Annotated in this window: 17 protein-coding genes; 8 read left to right on the top strand and 9 right to left on the bottom strand. The window is 40.1% G+C overall.

What is annotated here, in order from left to right; translation table 11 throughout:
- Window positions 1-282: 282 nt before the first annotated feature.
- Window positions 283-1,260 (bottom strand): M23 family metallopeptidase, encoded by a 978-nt coding sequence (locus tag F824_RS0115535; RefSeq protein WP_019598842.1) that lies wholly within the window; start codon window positions 1,258-1,260, stop codon window positions 283-285.
- A 118-nt stretch (window positions 1,261-1,378) separates the two neighbouring features.
- Between F824_RS0115535 and alaS the strand changes: the two genes are divergently transcribed.
- The 7 genes from alaS (at window position 1,379) to F824_RS0115500 (ending at window position 11,289) form a co-directional block, all read left to right on the top strand.
- Window positions 1,379-4,003: an alanine--tRNA ligase gene (gene alaS / locus F824_RS0115530; protein ID WP_019598841.1), complete on the top strand. Its 2,625-nt coding sequence runs from the start codon at window positions 1,379-1,381 to the stop codon at window positions 4,001-4,003.
- 96 nt (window positions 4,004-4,099) lie between these two features.
- Window positions 4,100-5,560 (top strand): Asp-tRNA(Asn)/Glu-tRNA(Gln) amidotransferase subunit GatB, encoded by a 1,461-nt coding sequence (gene gatB, locus F824_RS0115525; RefSeq protein WP_019598840.1) that lies wholly within the window; start codon window positions 4,100-4,102, stop codon window positions 5,558-5,560.
- A gap of 5 nt (window positions 5,561-5,565) precedes the next feature.
- Window positions 5,566-6,678: a TlpA disulfide reductase family protein gene (locus F824_RS0115520; protein WP_026333745.1), complete on the top strand. Its 1,113-nt coding sequence runs from the start codon at window positions 5,566-5,568 to the stop codon at window positions 6,676-6,678.
- Window positions 6,679-6,945: 267 nt separating this feature from the next.
- Window positions 6,946-7,413: a hypothetical protein gene (locus F824_RS0115515; protein ID WP_019598838.1), complete on the top strand. Its 468-nt coding sequence runs from the start codon at window positions 6,946-6,948 to the stop codon at window positions 7,411-7,413.
- Window positions 7,414-7,440: 27 nt separating this feature from the next.
- The gene (locus F824_RS0115510; RefSeq protein ID WP_022582219.1) at window positions 7,441-8,019 is read left to right on the top strand and encodes a hypothetical protein; all 579 of its coding nucleotides are present in this window, start codon (window positions 7,441-7,443) and stop codon (window positions 8,017-8,019) included.
- A complete protein-coding gene (locus tag F824_RS0115505) occupies window positions 8,016-8,855 on the top strand; it encodes a hypothetical protein (RefSeq protein WP_026333744.1) in 840 nt (279 codons plus the stop codon). Before F824_RS0115510 ends, F824_RS0115505 begins: the two co-directional genes overlap by 4 nt.
- Entirely contained in the window at window positions 8,842-11,289 is a 2,448-nt protein-coding gene (locus F824_RS0115500) for a leucine-rich repeat domain-containing protein (protein ID WP_019598835.1), read from the top strand. The genes F824_RS0115505 and F824_RS0115500 overlap by 14 nt, the downstream gene beginning before the upstream one ends.
- 96 nt (window positions 11,290-11,385) lie before the next feature.
- On the opposite strand, the gene F824_RS0115495 is transcribed toward F824_RS0115500, so the two are convergent.
- The 5 genes from F824_RS0115495 to F824_RS0115470 all read right to left on the bottom strand — a co-directional run bounded on the left by F824_RS0115495 (window position 11,386) and on the right by F824_RS0115470 (window position 14,823).
- A complete protein-coding gene (locus F824_RS0115495; RefSeq protein ID WP_019598834.1) occupies window positions 11,386-12,408 on the bottom strand; it encodes a hypothetical protein in 1,023 nt (340 codons plus the stop codon).
- A gap of 10 nt (window positions 12,409-12,418) precedes the next feature.
- Window positions 12,419-12,742 (bottom strand): DUF3817 domain-containing protein, encoded by a 324-nt coding sequence (locus F824_RS0115490; RefSeq protein ID WP_019598833.1) that lies wholly within the window; start codon window positions 12,740-12,742, stop codon window positions 12,419-12,421.
- A gap of 64 nt (window positions 12,743-12,806) precedes the next feature.
- Window positions 12,807-13,364, bottom strand: coding sequence for a hypothetical protein (locus F824_RS0115485; protein WP_019598832.1), 558 nt, complete (start codon window positions 13,362-13,364; stop codon window positions 12,807-12,809).
- Window positions 13,365-13,547: 183 nt separating this feature from the next.
- The gene (locus F824_RS0115475) at window positions 13,548-14,084 is read right to left on the bottom strand and encodes an acyl-CoA thioesterase (RefSeq protein ID WP_019598830.1); all 537 of its coding nucleotides are present in this window, start codon (window positions 14,082-14,084) and stop codon (window positions 13,548-13,550) included.
- Between the two features lie 82 nt (window positions 14,085-14,166).
- Window positions 14,167-14,823 (bottom strand): protein-L-isoaspartate(D-aspartate) O-methyltransferase, encoded by a 657-nt coding sequence (locus tag F824_RS0115470; RefSeq protein WP_019598829.1) that lies wholly within the window; start codon window positions 14,821-14,823, stop codon window positions 14,167-14,169.
- Between the two features lie 132 nt (window positions 14,824-14,955).
- On the opposite strand from F824_RS0115470, the gene F824_RS0115465 reads away from it, so the two are divergent.
- A complete protein-coding gene (locus F824_RS0115465; RefSeq protein ID WP_019598828.1) occupies window positions 14,956-15,549 on the top strand; it encodes a riboflavin synthase in 594 nt (197 codons plus the stop codon).
- Here F824_RS0115465 and F824_RS0115460 read toward each other — a convergent pair.
- From F824_RS0115460 to trpF, 3 genes are all read right to left on the bottom strand, one after another.
- Window positions 15,537-16,142, bottom strand: a complete 606-nt coding sequence (locus tag F824_RS0115460) for a phosphatase PAP2 family protein (protein ID WP_019598827.1) — start codon at window positions 16,140-16,142, stop codon at window positions 15,537-15,539. The genes F824_RS0115465 and F824_RS0115460 overlap by 13 nt on opposite strands.
- A 5-nt stretch (window positions 16,143-16,147) precedes the next feature.
- Window positions 16,148-17,053: an oxygen-dependent coproporphyrinogen oxidase gene (gene hemF, locus F824_RS0115455; RefSeq protein ID WP_019598826.1), complete on the bottom strand. Its 906-nt coding sequence runs from the start codon at window positions 17,051-17,053 to the stop codon at window positions 16,148-16,150.
- An 86-nt stretch (window positions 17,054-17,139) separates the two neighbouring features.
- Window positions 17,140-17,766, bottom strand: a complete 627-nt coding sequence (gene trpF / locus F824_RS0115450; protein WP_019598825.1) for a phosphoribosylanthranilate isomerase — start codon at window positions 17,764-17,766, stop codon at window positions 17,140-17,142.
- Between the last annotated feature and the right edge of the window lie 62 nt (window positions 17,767-17,828).

Below are 17,828 nucleotides of genomic sequence, written 5' to 3'. Positions count from 1 at the left end.
AAATCAGTTCAATCCGAAATATGCATTGTGTTTTTGAAGGGATCGACACCTCAAAAAATCAGGTTATGTGGTGAATAAGGCGTATTACCGATAGGGTAAATTCGAAAACTACAAACAAAGACTGATACCATATTCATTCAGGATGTATTCCAGTTGGAAATGCAAAAGAAGGACACAATCTTTCAAAAACTGGGGTATAAGAAAAGGTGCAAACCAATGGGACTTTAATTTCCCCTCTGGCTTGCACCTTTTCGCATTCTTGATGAACTCTACAAAGAAAATTTATGAAAGAGATTGGTTTTCCCGGGAAGCCAATTCCAGTATTTTATCATACTCTTTTGGATCCAAATCCTTGTAAAAATAATGGACCGGGTTGATGAAGATATTGTCTTTGATCACTTCGTAATGCACGTGAGGCGCGGTGGAAGACCCCGTGTTTCCGACGGTACCGATTTGGTCACCCCGTTTGACTTTTTGTCCTTTTTTCACTTTGAAATCATTCATGTGGGCGTACCTGGTCACAAATCCAAAACCATGGTCGATTTCAATATACTTTCCATAACCTCCAAATTCCGTTTTGACACTCTGAATGACTCCGTCACCTGTGGCATAAATCGGAGTTCCCTTGGGAGCTGCAAAATCAACTCCATTGTGCATTTTGATTACTTTAAGGATCGGATGGAGACGATTTCCATATCCTGATGCAAGAAGGTTCAAATCTTCATTGAAAATAGGTTGTATGGCGGGAACTGAAGCCCAATATTCATCTTTGCTCGAGGCGAGTCGATACACCTCGTCATAGGAAACGGATTGAACATACATCTTTCTTTTAAGATTTTCCACCTTTCCGGTAACATCGACAATGAGTTTCTCCTTATTTAAGCCCTTCTGCTTGATTTCACTAAAACGATCACTTCCTCCGATTCCAGCATTCCTTATGGCAAGAGGTAGGGGTTCTGTTTCAAAAATAACCCGATACAGGTTATCATCCCGTTGCTGCAAATCGGCAAGCATTTGGTCCATATTGCCAACCTGCTCCTCAAGCATTTTGTAGTAGTAGGTCAATTCTTTGTTTTCACGTTTCAGGAGCAATTCCTTTGGGCTGTCAAAATACAAATTGAAAACAATCAAAATACCGACGGATAGGATGGAGGCCAAAGAAAGGAATCCAAGGGTATTCAATAGGATATCCCATTTGCTCCGGGTATATCTTTCGTATTTGCAGGTTTTGGGGTCGTAGTAATATTTTATTCTACTCATTACAATTTGCAGGGTAAATCTTATAATTTTGTAGCCCTTGATGGACTTGGAAATTTCTGTTTCAAGTTTGCAAATATAGTCATAAAAACATATAATCCGAACATAGTCAAAAGCTTACATGGAAGCCAAACGAATCAGAAGTACTTTTATTGAATTTTTTGAGTCAAAACAACATCAGTTTGTCCCTTCTTCACCGATCGTGGTAAAAAACGATCCTACCTTGATGTTTACGAATGCGGGCATGAATCAATTCAAGGATTATTTCCTTGGAAATGAGGTTCCTAAAGCAAAAAGAGTGGCCAACAGCCAGAAATGTTTGCGGGTTTCCGGTAAGCACAATGACCTTGAAGAAGTGGGGGTGGATACATACCATCATACGATGTTTGAAATGTTGGGAAACTGGTCATTTGGTGATTATTTCAAAAAAGAAGCGATTGAATGGGCTTGGGAATTATTGACGACTGTCTATCAACTGCCAAAAGATAGACTCTATGTATCTGTTTTTGGCGGGGACAAAGGGGACCAATTGGATCGGGACAATGAGGCTTTTGACATTTGGAAAAACATCGTCTCAGAGGATCGGATAATTTTCGGTTCCAAAAAGGACAATTTTTGGGAAATGGGTGATACAGGTCCCTGCGGTCCCTGTTCCGAAATCCACGTGGATTTGCGGACAGATGTAGAAAGGGAAAAGGAATCAGGATATGATCTTGTCAACAATGATCATCCACAGGTAATCGAGATTTGGAATCTTGTTTTCATGCAGTTCAACAGGATTTCCGACGGAAGCCTGAAAGAACTTCCCGCCAAGCATGTGGATACCGGTATGGGGTTTGAACGTCTGGTGAGGGCTGTCCAAAACAAATCATCCAATTATGATACGGATGTTTTCATGCCTTTCATCCAGGCCATTGAAAAAAAATCAGGTAAAAAGTACGGTGAAGATGAAAAAACGGATATTGCGATGCGTGTTATCGTGGATCATATCCGGGCCATTTCCTTTACGATTGCTGATGGACAATTGCCCTCCAATAACAAAGCTGGCTATGTGATCAGAAGGATATTGAGAAGAGCCGTCCGATACGGCTATACTTTTTTGGACTTGCAAAAGCCTTTCCTTTTTGAGTTGCTACCCTTGCTTGCCGAGAATTTCGGTGAGATTTTTCCTGAAATTGCCATGCAGCAGGATTTTATCTCCAAGGTGATCCAGGAAGAGGAAGCTTCATTTTTAAGAACATTGGACAACGGCCTGAAGATCCTGGATCAGATAAAATTGGATTTGAAGGAGAAAAATGAAAACATCATCGATGGCAAGACTTCATTTGAACTCTATGATACCTTTGGTTTTCCTTTGGACCTTACTTCACTGATTGCTCGGGAAAACGGGATTTCAGTGGATGAAAAAGGGTTCGCAATAGAAATGGAAAAGCAAAAGAGCAGATCCAGAGCTGCGGCGGAGCATGAAACCGGCGATTGGGTGATGGTGCATGAAGATGAGGGCGTGGATTTTATCGGTTACGATCATTTGGAATCCCAAAGCAACATCATCAAATACCGTCTGATCACGGATAAAAAAGGAGATCGCTTTCAGTTGGTTCTGGACAAAACCCCCTTCTATGCGGAAAGTGGTGGGCAAGTCGGTGATCAGGGATGGCTGATTTCAGGGGCGGAAAAAATCAGGGTACTCGATACCAAAAAAGAAAATGACCTGATCGTACATTTTGTAGACAAACTTCCATCAGCTCCTGAAATGACTTTCCACTGTAAAGTGGAAAGTGAAAAAAGAAGGCTGATCATCAACAACCATACGGCTACGCATCTCTTGCAGGCAGCCCTGAAACAAGTTTTGGGAGACCATGTTCAACAGAAAGGCTCCTTGGTCAATGATCAGTTGCTGCGTTTTGACTTCTCCCATTTCGCGAAAGTAACGGATGAGGAGATTGCCAAAATAGAAAGCATCGTCAATTCAAAAATAAGGGCAAACATCCCTTTGATCGAACAAAGAAACGTGCCTATCGAAGAGGCTAAAAATCAAGGAGCTATGGCGCTTTTTGGGGAAAAATATGGCGAATTCGTGCGTGTGATCACATTTGACAAAAATTTTTCCGTCGAACTTTGCGGCGGCATCCACGTACCTTCCACAGGTGTGATCGGGTTCTTCAAAATCGTCTCTGAAGGTTCGGTTGCATCAGGTGTCAGAAGGATTGAAGCCATCACTGCGGATGCTGCGGAATCCTTTTTGAACGCACAGCTGAATTTGGTGAAGGATCTTCAGGAAATGCTTAAAAACCCAAAGGATTTGAAGAAATCAGTGGAAGCTTTGTTGAAGGAAAGAAACGAGTTGAAGAAAGAAGTCGAAGTCCTTCAAAACCGCCAAACAGGAGCACTCAAAGAAGAATTACTTGAAAAAGCAATTTCGATTGATGGAATGAATTGTGTTTTCGCACAAATCTCAGTACCATCTGCTGATGCCTTGAAGAAATTGTCCTTTGAAATAAAAAATGAATTGGGCAATGCATTGGTGGTTTTGGCTGCTGATATTGAGGGGAAGCCACAAATAGCCGTGACGATCGATGAAGCATTGATCGCTTCAAAAGGATTGAACGCGGGCAATATGGTCAGGGAACTGGCCAAAGAAATCGGAGGTGGTGGGGGAGGGCAACCTTTCTTTGCCACTGCAGGAGGGAAGAATCTTGGTGGATTGCCGAGCGTAATCCAAAAAGCCAAGGAGATGTTTTCATGAGATTGAAGGTTTTATACATACAGATTTGGTTTTAGGTGATTTCTAAGCCATTTTTGAGTCAAAAAATAATTTTATTTAGCTGAAGAATAAATATATATGCTTTCTGCAGAAGTTAAGAGTAAATATGAATTGGTGATCGGTTTGGAAGTACATGCCCAATTGCTGACAAAAAGTAAAATGTACACTTCCGATTCCACCGAATTTGGAAATCTCCCCAATACCCATATTTCTGTCATCACTTTGGGGCATCCCGGCACTTTACCAAAAGTCAATAGGAAAGCTGTTGAGTTCGCCATTAAAATGGGATTGGCTTGTGATTCGACGATCACCAGGCGAAACATATTTGCCCGAAAAAATTATTTCTACCCAGATCTTCCAAAGGGATATCAAATCACGCAGGACAAAAATCCGATCTGTGTTGGTGGAAATGTGCCCATAACCCTTTCGGATGGGACCAAAAGAGAAGTTGCCCTGACTAGGATTCACATGGAGGAAGATGCGGGCAAATCCATGCACCTTGCAGGTGAAGTGGATACATTGGTGGATTTCAACCGTGCCGGTGTTCCTTTGATCGAGATTGTATCTGAACCAGACATGAGGTCCTCTGAAGAAGCTTATGTGTTTCTTTCTGAAGTCAAAAAACTGGTGAAATATTTGGATATCTGTGATGGCAATATGGAAGAAGGTTCCTTGCGCTGTGATGCCAACGTTTCGGCGCGTCTTTGGGGTGCTGAGGAATATGGCAAGAAAGTAGAAGTGAAAAACATGAACTCTTTCCGGAATGTAGCCAGGGCAATTGAGCATGAGTTTGAACGGCAGATTTTGTTGATTGAGTCCGGAGAGGAAATCATTTCTGAAACAAGGACATTTGATGCGGCCACCGGCTTGACGGCAAGCATGCGGACCAAAGAAGATTTGAATGACTACAGGTATTTTCCTGAACCGGATTTGAGCCCTGTCATCGTTTCAGAGGAATGGTTGTCCAGTATCCAAGGAGCGATGCCTTCCTTACCGAGGGAACTCCACCATAAGTTTGTCAATGAATACGGGCTTCCTGAATACGATGCCGGTGTATTGACCGATTCCAAGGAAATCGCGCTTTATTTTGAGGAGTTGTGTACGCTTACCCGCAATTATAAAGCTGCGTCCAATTTGATGATGGGTCCTGTAAAGTCTTATTTGAATGAACTTACCCTACACATTTCTGATTTCCCAATTGGTCCAAAGAGATTGGCGGAATTGATTCAATTGATCGATGACGGGAAGGTGAATTTTTCCGTTGCCACCCAAAAGGTCTACCCTGAAATGTTGATTCACGCTGAGAAAACTCCCTTGGCAATTGCCCAAGAGTTGAATCTCATCCAGGACAGTGATGAAGGATCCTTGATTCCAATTGTCGAGAGTGTCTTGGCTGAGAATGTGGTGAAAGTAGCAGAATACAAATCCGGCAAAAAAGGGTTAATGGCGATGTTTATGGGGCAGGTAATGAAAAAATCCCAAGGAAAAGCGGATCCAAAAGTAGCGACTAAAATATTAATGGAATTATTAGACAATTGATAACAATGCAAACTTTAAAAAATATGTTCTTTATCCTGCTTGCTTTTGCGGTTTTTGGTTGTCAAAATGGTTCAGATAGCTTCGATGGAACTGTGAATATTTCAGGGAAATTGAGCAATGCACCGACAGGAATCATCACGCTATCAAAATTTGTGGAAGACAGGTCCGAAGTGGTCGATACTTTGGAAATGAACAGCAATGGCGTCTTCAATTACGTACTTGCTTCGGATAGTCCTGAATTCTATGAGTTGAATTTAATGGACAAAAAGGTGGTGAGGTTAGCTCTTTTCAAAGAAGATGTGCAGTTGGATTTTGATTTCAATGATGTTGAGAGCCTAAAAATCGAAGGGTCAGAAGATTCAAAAAACATGCTGAAGGTGGAATTGCTGATGGAGGAATACCAAGAGGAAATCAATCAATTGAACTCTGCGTATTATGAGGCCATGACCAATAAAGACCAGGCAGCCATAAAATCAATACAAGAAAAGGCAATGCATCTGGAACAGAATCATGGAGAAAAAGTAAAAACTGTGATCACGGAAATGGATGGGAGTTTTGCGGCTTTGGCAGCAATCGGCATGTTGAACCCCAAAAATGATTTTCAATTCATGGACAATTTGGTGACTCAACTCAACACAGATTATCCCAATACCAAGATCATTTCAACTTTAATGCAGCAATTGGAAGACATGAGGGTATTGGCAATCGGTCAAATCGCCCCGGAAATATCCCTTCCTGATCCAAACGGAGAAATGGTGAATCTTTCGGATTTGAGAGGAAAATATGTACTGATCGATTTTTGGGCCGCTTGGTGCAAACCTTGCAGAGAGGAAAACCCAAATGTAGTTCGATTGTATAATCAGTACAAAGATAAGGGATTCGAAGTTTTTGGGGTTTCATTGGATAGAACTAAGGAGGCGTGGGTAAAGGCAATCGCAGATGATGAATTGACTTGGACGCATGTTTCTGATCTCAAATATTTCAATTCCGCTGCCGCAGCCACTTATCAAATCAATGCCATTCCGGCCACTTATCTCATCGATAAAGAAGGCAACATTATCGCCAAAGATTTAAGAGGTCCAAGTTTGGAAAATAAACTCAAGGAGTTATTTGATTAATTTCGTTTCGCCAATAACCACTTTTGTTTCATGATTTTTATGGGAATGTAGATCATGTAAAATAATATTGAAGTCAATGCAAATATTTTGAATTTAATGTTAAGAATTTAATTTAGATTTGCGCCTTTAATACAGGGATTTAAACAAATGGGCATGTTACGAATCAAAATTTAAAAAAAATAAATTTCGTTCAAGATACCTATGTGGAATGCTTTTTGTTTCACCTTTCGAGCAGTTTACAATTAACTTAATCTATAAAAACAGAAAATGAAAAAAAGAACCTCCCAATCACCCCTAACAAGGATCCTTACCATCGCATTATTTGGCCTTTTGGCCATGGGTGCTTGTAAGAGCAAGAAGAAGGCTGTTGTAGCTGCACCAGAGCCTGCTCCAGTAGAAAGAGTTGAACCTGCCAGACCCGTTGCCCCAGTGGCCACAGCTGAAGAGTTGGCTGTAAGTAAACTTGAAAATTATTTCAATAGCATTGCCAATTCCAGTAATGTACAAATGGCAAACAGCTCTATTCAGGAAGCATTAAGCATGTTCTCAAATCAGGAAACTCCTATTCTTATTGTTATTCACGAAGAAAGCGGAATCAAGGATTATGATGAACCGACCACTATTGCGAAATATTTGAATTATCTGAAGGACACCAAAAAGAACCTTAATTTCATCAGTGATATCAGACTTGATGGTAACGGAAGGGTTTCAGAACTTGAACTTCGTCGTAAATAATCACTCAATAAGATAAAAATAGAGATCATGACAAAATATATTCCTCTTTTCCTGATTGTGTTTTTGGCAACTGCCACGCTATCAATAGCACAATCCGATAACATCAGCCCAGCCAGAAAGCAGGCAATTGACTCTTTGGCTTTGGAAAAGGTAAAAGATTTGAGCAAATACATCAGCATCATCGGAAGCAAAGAGACGCAATTTTCTGAAGCAAACCGTGTAATGGACAGGGCTGAAGAGCTATTTGCACCAGACGCTGAGATGGGTGTTTCCTCAATTAACAGAACTGAAATCGCTTATTACAAAGTGAGAAGATATTTCGAAAGATTGATGGCTTTGAACTATGACCGCGTGAACATCAGCTGGTATGACATTCACTATATCAGTGATTTGGAAAGACAGCCTGATGGCAGATACGTAGGTGTAGTAACAGTTTACCAAAGATTTGAAGGGACATCCCTTGAAAGTGGCTTAAACTACAAAGATACGACTAAAAAAGATATCACCATTTATGTAGAGAAGAAGCAAACACAAATTGCAGGTAGAACCATCGAATTCTGGGATGTGATGCTTGGCGATATCCGTGTGACTGAAACCGCAGCATGAGAAAAATAATTTTAGTACTATTAACTATTATCACATCTTTACAGTTGGTACCGGGGCAAGGTTTATACAGCCCCGGCCAACCTAAGGATGACGGAAGATTCGCCGCTTCCACCAAACAAGTCAATCAATTTTTTAGAAGGTTCAATGCAGAGGAAAGTGTTGATGGCTCCAAGCGCTTTTATGAAGGCGATCCTCTATTTAGAGATAGACAATTGAGAAGTCAATTTCTAAGCATATTGTTCGACAATCAAACTTCCTCAGTTTCTAATGATCTCAAATCTGAGTTTGCAAAAGAAGTACTTGCCCAAGGATTACCTCAGTATTTAAATTTCCACAAAGAAGGATGGTTTTCTGAGGTAAATGCCATTTTCAATTATAAAGGCAAACAAGAAAACGTCACTCTTTTCCTAAAACTCCAACCCGAAGGACTGGGTTATGAATGGGTGATTGATAAGGTAAATTTTGCACCATTTAAAGATATTTTCAATAAACCCGAAGGCAATGACAAAGGATTTTTACATCCTTTGAGCCACGAACTGGGCTTTATGAATTTAAGAAGAGCTTTTCAGGATTCCAATACGCCTGAAGCCTATACAGCAAAAGAGTATGAACCGGATTACCTGACGATTTTTCTTTACGAAATGAAGAAAGGTTCCCTCAAGTTTGAAACGATTAAAAATGTCAAATTCCATTTCTTCCAAATCAACAATTGGTATTTTGAGCTTAATCAATTCAACAGACCTGGCAACAATACAGGCTGGTTGATCAGTAACTTGGTGAGACTAAAGCCTGGTGACAAAAACGCAATTTTGAAATATATCTATGACCAGAAATAAATACTTCTTTCTTTTTTTCGTGATGTTGGGTATTTCCTCTGAAGGATATTCTCAAAATATTGGCGATTATTCCAAACAGGAGATCAAAGAACTTTCCCAAAAAGTTGATGATCAAATCCGGTTTTTGGAGTATTTTCTAAATACCCTGGGCAGTAAGGAAACTTCCGCAAGAGACAAAGATGTAATCATCAGGGAAAGCTATAAAAAGATTTTCCGAGATGATAAGGTCCAAGTGGAAGATGACCTGTTGCTGGATAGAAAAGTAATCACCAACAAGGATGTTACCGCTTATCTGAAAGATATTGAATTTTTCTTCAAAGAAGCGGGGTTTAAATTCAAGGTGAGGGAAGTTAAACCCTTCCTGAGGGATAATGGAGAATTGTCCTTTGTTGTATCCATGGACAGAACGATTACGGCTACAGGTTTGAATAAGGAGAAAATATCCAATACCAAGCCCCGATTCGTGGAAATCAACATGGATAAAAAAACCAATGAGTTGAAAATTGCCAGTATTTATACGACCAAATTGAGCAGAGACGAAGAATTGGCGGAATGGTGGAGTTCAATTTCCTTGGAATGGGCATCGTATTTTAGAGGGAAATTCGGCTTCACAAATGATACTTTAACTGCTGATCAACTCTATAAAATCAGCACTTTGGATTCCATCAATATCTCGGGAAACCAAATCATTCAAAACCTGGAACCCATTGAAGTTTTGCGGGATTTGAAATATATGGATATCAGCAATACGCAAATAGTAGAACTGAACCCTATCAGCAATGTGACATTTCTGACTTATTTGAACATCGCCAATACGCCAACGCAGGATATTCAATTTATCAAATATTCCGATAGATTGACATACTTGGATATTTCAGGAACAAATATTCAAGATCTCAGTGAGCTGGGCAATCTCAAGCAATTGCATACACTGAAAGCAGTGAAAACACCGGTGATGAGTTTTGAAGTTTTGAATTCTTTCTCGGCATTGAAGTCTATTAACTTGAGTGAAAGTGGATTCAATAACCTTGAAAACATTCAGGAATTGAAAGGCTTGCTGCGCTTGGACATCAGTAAGAATTTTCTTATCAATTTTGATTTGCTTGGCAAGCTTGAGGCTTTGGAGGAAATCAATTTGAATGAAACCAATATCTCTGATCTTTCACCCTTGGCTACATTGAACAGTCTCAAGGTTGTTTCTTTAAACCAAACTACGGTAGAGAATCTTTCGCCTTTGAATGGTAAATCAATGCTCCAACGTGTCTATGCAGATAGAACTGAAATATCGGAGGACAATGCAAACGAATTTTCCAGAAAAAACCGTAGGGTTTTGTTGATTCACCATGTAGAAAATCTTCAAACATGGTGGACCGAATTACCCGAAACATGGAAAGAGGTTTTGATTACCAAAAATCCCTCGCTTGATCCTTTCAACCCAAATATCGAGGATCTTTCCAGCTTGGTAAGCGTCGATTCCCTTGATCTTTCCAACAGCCAAATCAATGCATTGGGTCCGCTTTTGAAGTTTAAGAAAATCAACCATATTTCCTTCGATAACACTGGGGTTCAGGATCTTATTCCCCTTACGGAGATGAACACCTTGACCTCAATTTCCGGAGTGAATACACAAGTCAAATCGCTACAACCTTTGGTAAATCTTCAAGGAATCACGCATTTGAATTTTGAGAGAAGTCCTATCTCAGGAATTGAAATGCTCCGGGATCTGAAAGCATTAGCGTATCTCAATGTTGATTCTTCCGAAATGAATGCCACTGAAATCCCTGATTTTCTTCACACCAATCCGGAAATCAATATCATTTATAGGACAGCAGCGCTTGAAAGCTGGTGGGGAATGCTGGACAATAATTGGAAAAAGATATTTATGGATCAATTCGATATGGAGAGTGATCCAAACACCGAAATGCTACATAAGCTAGCAGCAAGTCCTGAATTGAAAATCGAAAAAATATCCATATCCAATTTGCAACCGCTTTTGGTTTTTGTAAACCTGAGGAAACTGTCTGTATTCGATGTCCCACTTATGGATGTGTCGGCAATCAATGAATTGGTTCTTTTGGAAGAATTGAAAATCTCACAAGCTCCGATTGGTGATTTGTCTGTATTTTCAAATTTGAAGGAGCTCGTTTCGCTGAATCTTTCCAATACAGGCATTGAGGATCTTAGGCCTTTGGGAGGTTTGACTAAAATTGAGGTGCTCAATCTATCCGGAACCAATATCAAGGTTTTGAGAGGATTGGAAACCTTGAATGCATTGAAAGATCTCGATGTAGCCAGTACCAATGTAAGGTCTCTTAGACCAGTTCAGGGATTGTCTAACTTGAAAAAACTGGCTTGCTTCAATACCAGATTGAACAGTAGGGCAGTGGCCAGCTTTAAGAAAGCAAATCCGGAATGTGATGTTCGATACTATTGAGTAATCAAAACCATTTTAACCCAAAAAAACCGACGAAAGTCGGTTTTTTTGGGTTAAAATCAATTGTTATTGAAAACCCATTCTAAAAATTGTAGGCTATCTTTTGATCACCTGCTCTAAACTCTCCCTAAGGATGGCTCCCATGTTTTTGCAGGAAAGAAATTTTTCGTTTTTATAATGGTAGGCAAGTTCCTTTTTCAGCAATGCAATGTTTTCTTTTGTGGAGATCGTATCATGCTCCATGCTTCTGAGTAAATCTTCAATTTCCCTGTGCGAAGATTTAAGTCTGGTCGCGATCAAGGCACGTTCCTCTCTTTGGTATTGGACCATTGACTCCGGAGTGATATGTGTGATTCCCATTTGGATCAAAGCATTGTTTTGCTTGAAATATTGCGGAAGATAAATGGATTTTTTGCCTTCATAAGATTGTTGGTCAAAATCGATCGCCCTGATTCTATAATGGGTTTCCTCAAAATCCGGAGTCACATCCACCACAAAATTTGAGGAATGCATATCCCCCAAAAGTCTGACAAAACACCGCTCATTGAACTTCACGAATTCCTTTGCAAGCCGAATGGGATTGAGCATTGGATCATTGATTTGTTGCCGCATAAACTGTTCACCTGGAATTCCAGCAATATGCTCCTCTATCAGCGTGTTTTGATGGACCAGGTAGCTGATTCGGTTTGGGGAAAGCAGGTGCTCCAATTCCAGACCATAGACCCTTGAAGCGTCCGCATTTTTGACATAAAAATAATCAAAGTTATCATTGATCCGATTGACGATCCGAACACGAAAAGGCTGGGTATTTCCATAAACACAAAGGTCAATTCTGTCCACATAAAGATGCTTCATCACCGACAAATCTCCTTCTGCTTTCAGAAGGGCATATATTTTTTTGACGCTGTAATGGATTTCTTCCCGATCATATTCATTGAACAATACAGTTTCCCATAGCGTGTCATTGCCTTTGAAGTCATAAAGGGGAATGGAACCATTGTACCTGATCAAATCACTGTAGTGAATGGGGAAATCCGATTCCCGATCATATTTGTTCAGGTATTTTCTCAATCCTGAACTGATGGGATAAATGATTTTCTTTTTACTGATCAGGGCCATGGATGATTGCTTAGAGTTCCGCCATTTGTTTCTCTTCCTTTTTGAGGTTTCTGTCAAAAATAAAAGGGCCGAATGGTAAAATGGAGCAAATCAAACCTAAAAAGGTTTTGCTGAAATTCCATTTCAATTTATAGGCGGTTGGAAAAATCACATAGATGTAAACCATAAATAGGGCTCCATGAATCCAGCCAACCACTGTCACCGCCATGGGTAAATCCATCGTGTATTTTAGTGGCATGGCGATGAATAAAAGTACCAAAAAGGATATTCCCTCTATAAAACTAATGGTTCTGAACCGCTTCAACCATTTTATTTTTTCTTCTTTTTGAATCATTAAAAGTTGTTTTTAGACTTCAGAAATCAATTTCGGAAGCGTATTTTGAATTTGAATATTTACCTTATTTTTTTATTCCGAATAGGATTTGGAGTTTATTCCAGAGCGATCTTTTCAGTTCAACATTTTCAGAAATCTCCCTTAAGTCGTCTGCGAAGAAATATTCAACGCCATCTTCATTCAGGATTTCATATTTGTGCTGCATGATTTTCATCAAGTCATGCCTCAGCTTCCCAAATATCAGAATCTTGTTTGGATTCATTTGTTGAATGGAAGATAATTTGGTTTCTTCCACCATTTCGGAAGAACTCAAAGCAATATCTTTCAAAGAACAATTGACAGCTTGAAGGATTTTAAACAAAAATTCTCGATGTGTGCTCTCCAAGTGGTCTCCTTGGTAGACGATTAAGATCCCTTTTTCGAAATTACCCTCATGGACAAGTTCCATTTCCATTTCTATTTCCACCTCTTCCGGTTGAGATGCATGAGCCACATTTGTTCCTTTTAATGAGGAGTCGGAAGCGGGGTGACCTTTGGATTTTGAGAACGTTCCTTCTTCTTTCAAAACAACAATTTCATTGTCCAAAAACAAGCCCAATTCAAATAAACTCAACTCTTCCATAGGCCTAAATTGGGCAAATTTTTAAAGCAATCCAAGTTGAAACTTTCCACCTTAAATTTACTTTTGATAAGGTTCTGAAATGATGGAACAAAATGCATTTGAAATGAATTTTGAATTTATAAATATTGAATGCATTCCTGAATCCAGTCTTAGGAAACGGGATTTTGGGGATTCAGTATAAAATTATTTGTTGTTTTTTTCTTCCTCAAATCCAAAGATTGACTTTAGCTCTACTGCATCTTTGGGATCCATTCTTTTGGCCAGGACCAGTCTGAGCTGTCTTCTTCTTAAAGCGCCTTCATATAACTCGATTTCTTCCGGAGTTTGTGGTTCCACCTCAGGGATTTCGATAGGTTTTCCGTTTTGATCCACGGCCACAAAAGTGAAAAATGCACGGTGGGTCTTGATTTTTTTGTTGGCTGGAATGTCTTCTGCCCAGACTTCAATGAAAACCTCCATGGAGGAATTAAATGCCCTGGTTACATGGGCCTTAAGGGTAACTACATTTCCCAAAGCGATGGGATGTTGAAAAGAAATATTGTCCGCTGATGCAGTCACGACGATCCGGTTGCAATGCCGCTGTGCAGATATTGCGGATACCACATCCATCCAATGCATGAGTTTTCCACCCATTAAGTTGTTCAACGTATTGGTGTCATTCGGAAGAACCATCTCGGTCATGATAACTTCCGATTCTTTTACAAGTTTCTTTTTTGGCATATAATTGATGTTTTTTTGTAAAAATACAGAATTAATATTTTTTAGGAAGGAAAATTCAGTCTAAAATCAAAATTATATTCCGTTATTTCCAGCCTTCCTCTCCAAGTAGCGGAACAAATGCAAAATTATCGAACTCCTCTTTTACGATTTTGGTAGCTGATTTCTTTGTGAGCCGGAGCATTTTCTGGGTGACCCGATCACCAACGGGAATAACCAAAACCCCGCCGATTTTAAGTTGTTTCAAAAGGGAATTGGGGACCACTGGTGCACCTGCCGTCACCAAAATCTTATCGAAAGGCGCTTGCTCTACGATCCCTTTTGAGCCATCTCCAAAATAAAAATGAAGGTGAATACCCAATTTTGTCAAGAATTTTTTAGTGTGGGTAAATAATTTTTTTTGATATTCAATCGAATGGACATCTGCTCCCAAAATGTGTAAAATTGCTCCTTGGTAACCAGACCCCGTCCCGATTTCCAAGACCTTGTCCCCTGGTTTGAGCTGCAATAGCTCGGTTTGAAATGCAACGGTGTAGGGTTGGGAGATCGTCTGTCCTTCTCCTATCGGAAAGGCCTTGTCTTCATACGCATGTGAATCCAGTGCTGAATCAAAGAAAAAATGACGTGGGAGTGTGTTGATGGCATTTAAAATGGCATCATCCTGAATACCTTTCTGTTTTAGGAGTTTTACCAATGCTTTGCGCTGGCCCTTGTGCCGATAAGTATCCTCTAATTGTAACATGAAAGCAAATAATATTTTAATTGAAAACTTTAAGTGAAGGGCAAAGTTAAGTGATAAAATGGCTTAATTTGAACTTCATTTCGCCAATAAAGCTTATTGTCTGAATAATTGAAAGTTAAATACCGAAGAAAAATGTTTACAGGGATTATAGAGACCTTAGGAGTCGTCAAAGGCATAGAAAAAGAAGGAACCAATGTTCATTTTGAAATCAGCGCACCGATTGCCCATGAATTGAAAATAGACCAATCGGTGGCACACAATGGAACTTGTCTTACAGTGGTGGCCATAGAAAACGATTCTTACAAGGTAACCGCCATTGATGAAACCCTGCAAAAAACCAATCTGAAATCCTGGAGCGTCGGAAAGCACATCAATTTGGAACGATGCATGCCGGCCAATGGAAGATTTGATGGTCACATTGTCCAAGGACATGTAGATCAAATCGGGCATGTGGAGCGGATAGAGGAAAAGGATGGTTCTTGGCTATTTGATTTTTCCTTCGATTCTTCTTTGGGAAACCTCACTGTTGAAAAGGGTTCCATTACTGTCAACGGAACCAGCCTCACCTGTTTCAATTCGAAAAAAGGCAGGTTTTCAGTTGCCATTATTCCCTATACCTATGAATATACAAACTTCCATGACCTGAAAGTGGGTGATGAGGTAAATCTTGAATTTGACATCATTGGGAAATACATCAATCGAATTATAAGGGGTTATTCGGAATGATTTTTTGATTTTTGAGCTTTTGAATGAAGCCATTGGATTAAAACCAAACGAAATCCAATTACAATCCAGAATGCCAGACAAGCGGAAATTATTCCAACCAAAGCGCCGATAAATACATCGGCAGGATAATGGACGCCTAAATAAATTCTGGTATACGAAAACAGCGTAGCCCAGAGGAAAAGCCAGGGAAGGAATTTGTATTTGCCCTTAAGGGCAAGATTTATCAGCATGGCAATTGCGAAGCTGTTGGAAGCGTGGGAGGAAGCAAAGCCATATAGTCCCCCACATTTCCCGAAATTATGGACAATTCCTTCCCAACGAGGATCATGGCAGGGCCTGAGTCTTTCAAAAAAGGGTTTCATGAATGCAGATGTGAACTGATCCGCAAAAAGAATCGACAATCCTATTGCTGCAAAAATCCATAGGCTTTCCACTTTGAATTTCCTTACAATCAGGAATGCCAAAAAAGCATAAAAAGGAATCCAAGTAATTGTTTGTGTGGCTTGAAAAATAAATGGATCCCAAAAGTCCGAATGCAAACTGTTCAAGAACAGAAATAAACTTTCATCCCAAGCCTGAAGGGTTGCGCGCATATTGATTAAAGTCTATCCATTCCCACCCAGTCAATTCCTTTCTTAAGATACTCCTGTGTCAATGCCTCTTTGGATCCAGGGAGGATTTCGTGCATGTATTCCCAATTTGCCTGAGGAGGCATGCTCATCAAGATACTTTCGGTCCTGCCATTTGTGTCTAAGCCGAATTTGGTGCCGGCATCCCAAACCAAATTGAATTCAACATATCTTCCCCTGCGCAAGGCTTGCCATTTTTTCTCTTCAGGTCCAAAAGGAAGATTTTTGTTTTTGTTCATGAAGTGGGTGTAAACCTTTGGGAAAAGGTAGCCAATCGATTTCACGAATTCAAAGATGGATTGCATTGAATCGGGATCGTCATCTACTAATCTGTCAAAGAAAATCCCACCAATGCCACGGGTTTCGTTTCGGTGTTTGATGAAAAAGTAATCGTCTGCCCAATTTTTGAATTTCGGATAGTATCCAGGACTGAAACGATCGCAGGTTTCCTTTACTTGGTCGTGGAAGTATTTTGCATCTGTCAAGTCAACATAATGCGGGGTCAGGTCAATTCCGCCTCCAAACCATTTCACGCCGTTATCCATTTCAAAATACCGAATATTCATATGGATGATGGGGACCATCGGGCTTTCTGGATGGATCACGATAGATACTCCGGTTGCAAAAAAATCGGATTTTTCCAAGCCTAGTTTTTTTAGGATCTTTTCTGGAGTAGGCCCCTGAACCGCAGAAAAGGCAACACCACCTTTCTCGATCACATTACCATTTTGCAAGATCCGTGTTCTTCCACCGCCGCCCTCAGCCCTTGTCCAAATGTCTTCTTTAAAAACAGCCTTTCCATCTGCCATTTCCAATTCCATACAAATATGATCTTGGATTTTTTTGAATTCCTGCGATATTGATTCTTTGTTCATTGGGGTTCGAGAGGTTTTGATTTGGGCAATGTCAGCTCAATTTGAAAATGATTTATGAGGTCACTTTGGGAAAACGTCAATTGGGATTAGTCTTCTTCTTCAAGGACTTCCAAAATATCTGCAAGTTCATCAAAATCCTTGAGACCGGGTTTGATCTCGACTCCACCCTGAAGGGCAATTCCTTTTACGCCTGTCAATTCAACTGTTTTCTCAACGGAGGAAGCCTCCAGCCCAAATCCCAACAAGACCTGACATTCTTGGGCCAAGGATTTGACTTTGGAAAGCATGTTTGGATCCAGTTGAAGAGAATCCGATACCAAGAGGAGTGTGATATCATGTTCCTTGTAGGTTGCCGCTTTGGAAATCAACTCCTCCAATTCCTCCAAGTGATTGACTTGTTTTCTCAAAATAAGCCCGTATTCAGTATTCGCCAACATTCCCAAGTGAATTTCTTCAGTAAATTCTATGTATCGAATCCCAGGATAGTGCTGTATTTGGGCGAGCATGCTTTCGGGATGGGAAGAATGGAATTCGGCCACATATTCCAATCCTGAAAGCCAGTCTGTAATTTCCTTGTATTTTTCGGGAGAAACGAAATTATCACTTGTGTTTTCAAGACTGAATCCCAAAAGGTTAACATACATCCCGGCGCAGTATCTGGCATCGCTGAGGTTATTGACCGAACTGATTTTGACGAAAGTTTTTAAAGACATTGTTGGATATTCTTATTATTGCAGGCGCTAAGGTAAAAGTTTTCGGTCGAAAAACGTATTTT

Origin of the sequence: Rhodonellum psychrophilum GCM71 = DSM 17998 (genome assembly GCF_000381545.1) — a bacterium.
Lineage (GTDB): Bacteria > Bacteroidota > Bacteroidia > Cytophagales > Cyclobacteriaceae > Rhodonellum > Rhodonellum psychrophilum.
Note: the sequence above shows the minus strand (reverse complement) of the source record. Positions and strands in the feature narration are given on the sequence as shown.

Coding starts and splice junctions, on each gene's coding strand:
- F824_RS0115535 (WP_019598842.1), bottom strand. CDS start 1,260: ATGAGTAGAATAAAATATTACTACGACCCCAAAACCTGCAAATACGAA.
- alaS (WP_019598841.1), top strand. CDS start 1,379: ATGGAAGCCAAACGAATCAGAAGTACTTTTATTGAATTTTTTGAGTCA.
- gatB (WP_019598840.1), top strand. CDS start 4,100: ATGCTTTCTGCAGAAGTTAAGAGTAAATATGAATTGGTGATCGGTTTG.
- F824_RS0115520 (WP_026333745.1), top strand. CDS start 5,566: ATGCAAACTTTAAAAAATATGTTCTTTATCCTGCTTGCTTTTGCGGTT.
- F824_RS0115515 (WP_019598838.1), top strand. CDS start 6,946: ATGAAAAAAAGAACCTCCCAATCACCCCTAACAAGGATCCTTACCATC.
- F824_RS0115510 (WP_022582219.1), top strand. CDS start 7,441: ATGACAAAATATATTCCTCTTTTCCTGATTGTGTTTTTGGCAACTGCC.
- F824_RS0115505 (WP_026333744.1), top strand. CDS start 8,016: ATGAGAAAAATAATTTTAGTACTATTAACTATTATCACATCTTTACAG.
- F824_RS0115500 (WP_019598835.1), top strand. CDS start 8,842: ATGACCAGAAATAAATACTTCTTTCTTTTTTTCGTGATGTTGGGTATT.
- F824_RS0115495 (WP_019598834.1), bottom strand. CDS start 12,408: ATGGCCCTGATCAGTAAAAAGAAAATCATTTATCCCATCAGTTCAGGA.
- F824_RS0115490 (WP_019598833.1), bottom strand. CDS start 12,742: ATGATTCAAAAAGAAGAAAAAATAAAATGGTTGAAGCGGTTCAGAACC.
- F824_RS0115485 (WP_019598832.1), bottom strand. CDS start 13,364: ATGGAAGAGTTGAGTTTATTTGAATTGGGCTTGTTTTTGGACAATGAA.
- F824_RS0115475 (WP_019598830.1), bottom strand. CDS start 14,084: ATGCCAAAAAAGAAACTTGTAAAAGAATCGGAAGTTATCATGACCGAG.
- F824_RS0115470 (WP_019598829.1), bottom strand. CDS start 14,823: ATGTTACAATTAGAGGATACTTATCGGCACAAGGGCCAGCGCAAAGCA.
- F824_RS0115465 (WP_019598828.1), top strand. CDS start 14,956: ATGTTTACAGGGATTATAGAGACCTTAGGAGTCGTCAAAGGCATAGAA.
- F824_RS0115460 (WP_019598827.1), bottom strand. CDS start 16,142: ATGCGCGCAACCCTTCAGGCTTGGGATGAAAGTTTATTTCTGTTCTTG.
- hemF (WP_019598826.1), bottom strand. CDS start 17,053: ATGAACAAAGAATCAATATCGCAGGAATTCAAAAAAATCCAAGATCAT.
- trpF (WP_019598825.1), bottom strand. CDS start 17,766: ATGTCTTTAAAAACTTTCGTCAAAATCAGTTCGGTCAATAACCTCAGC.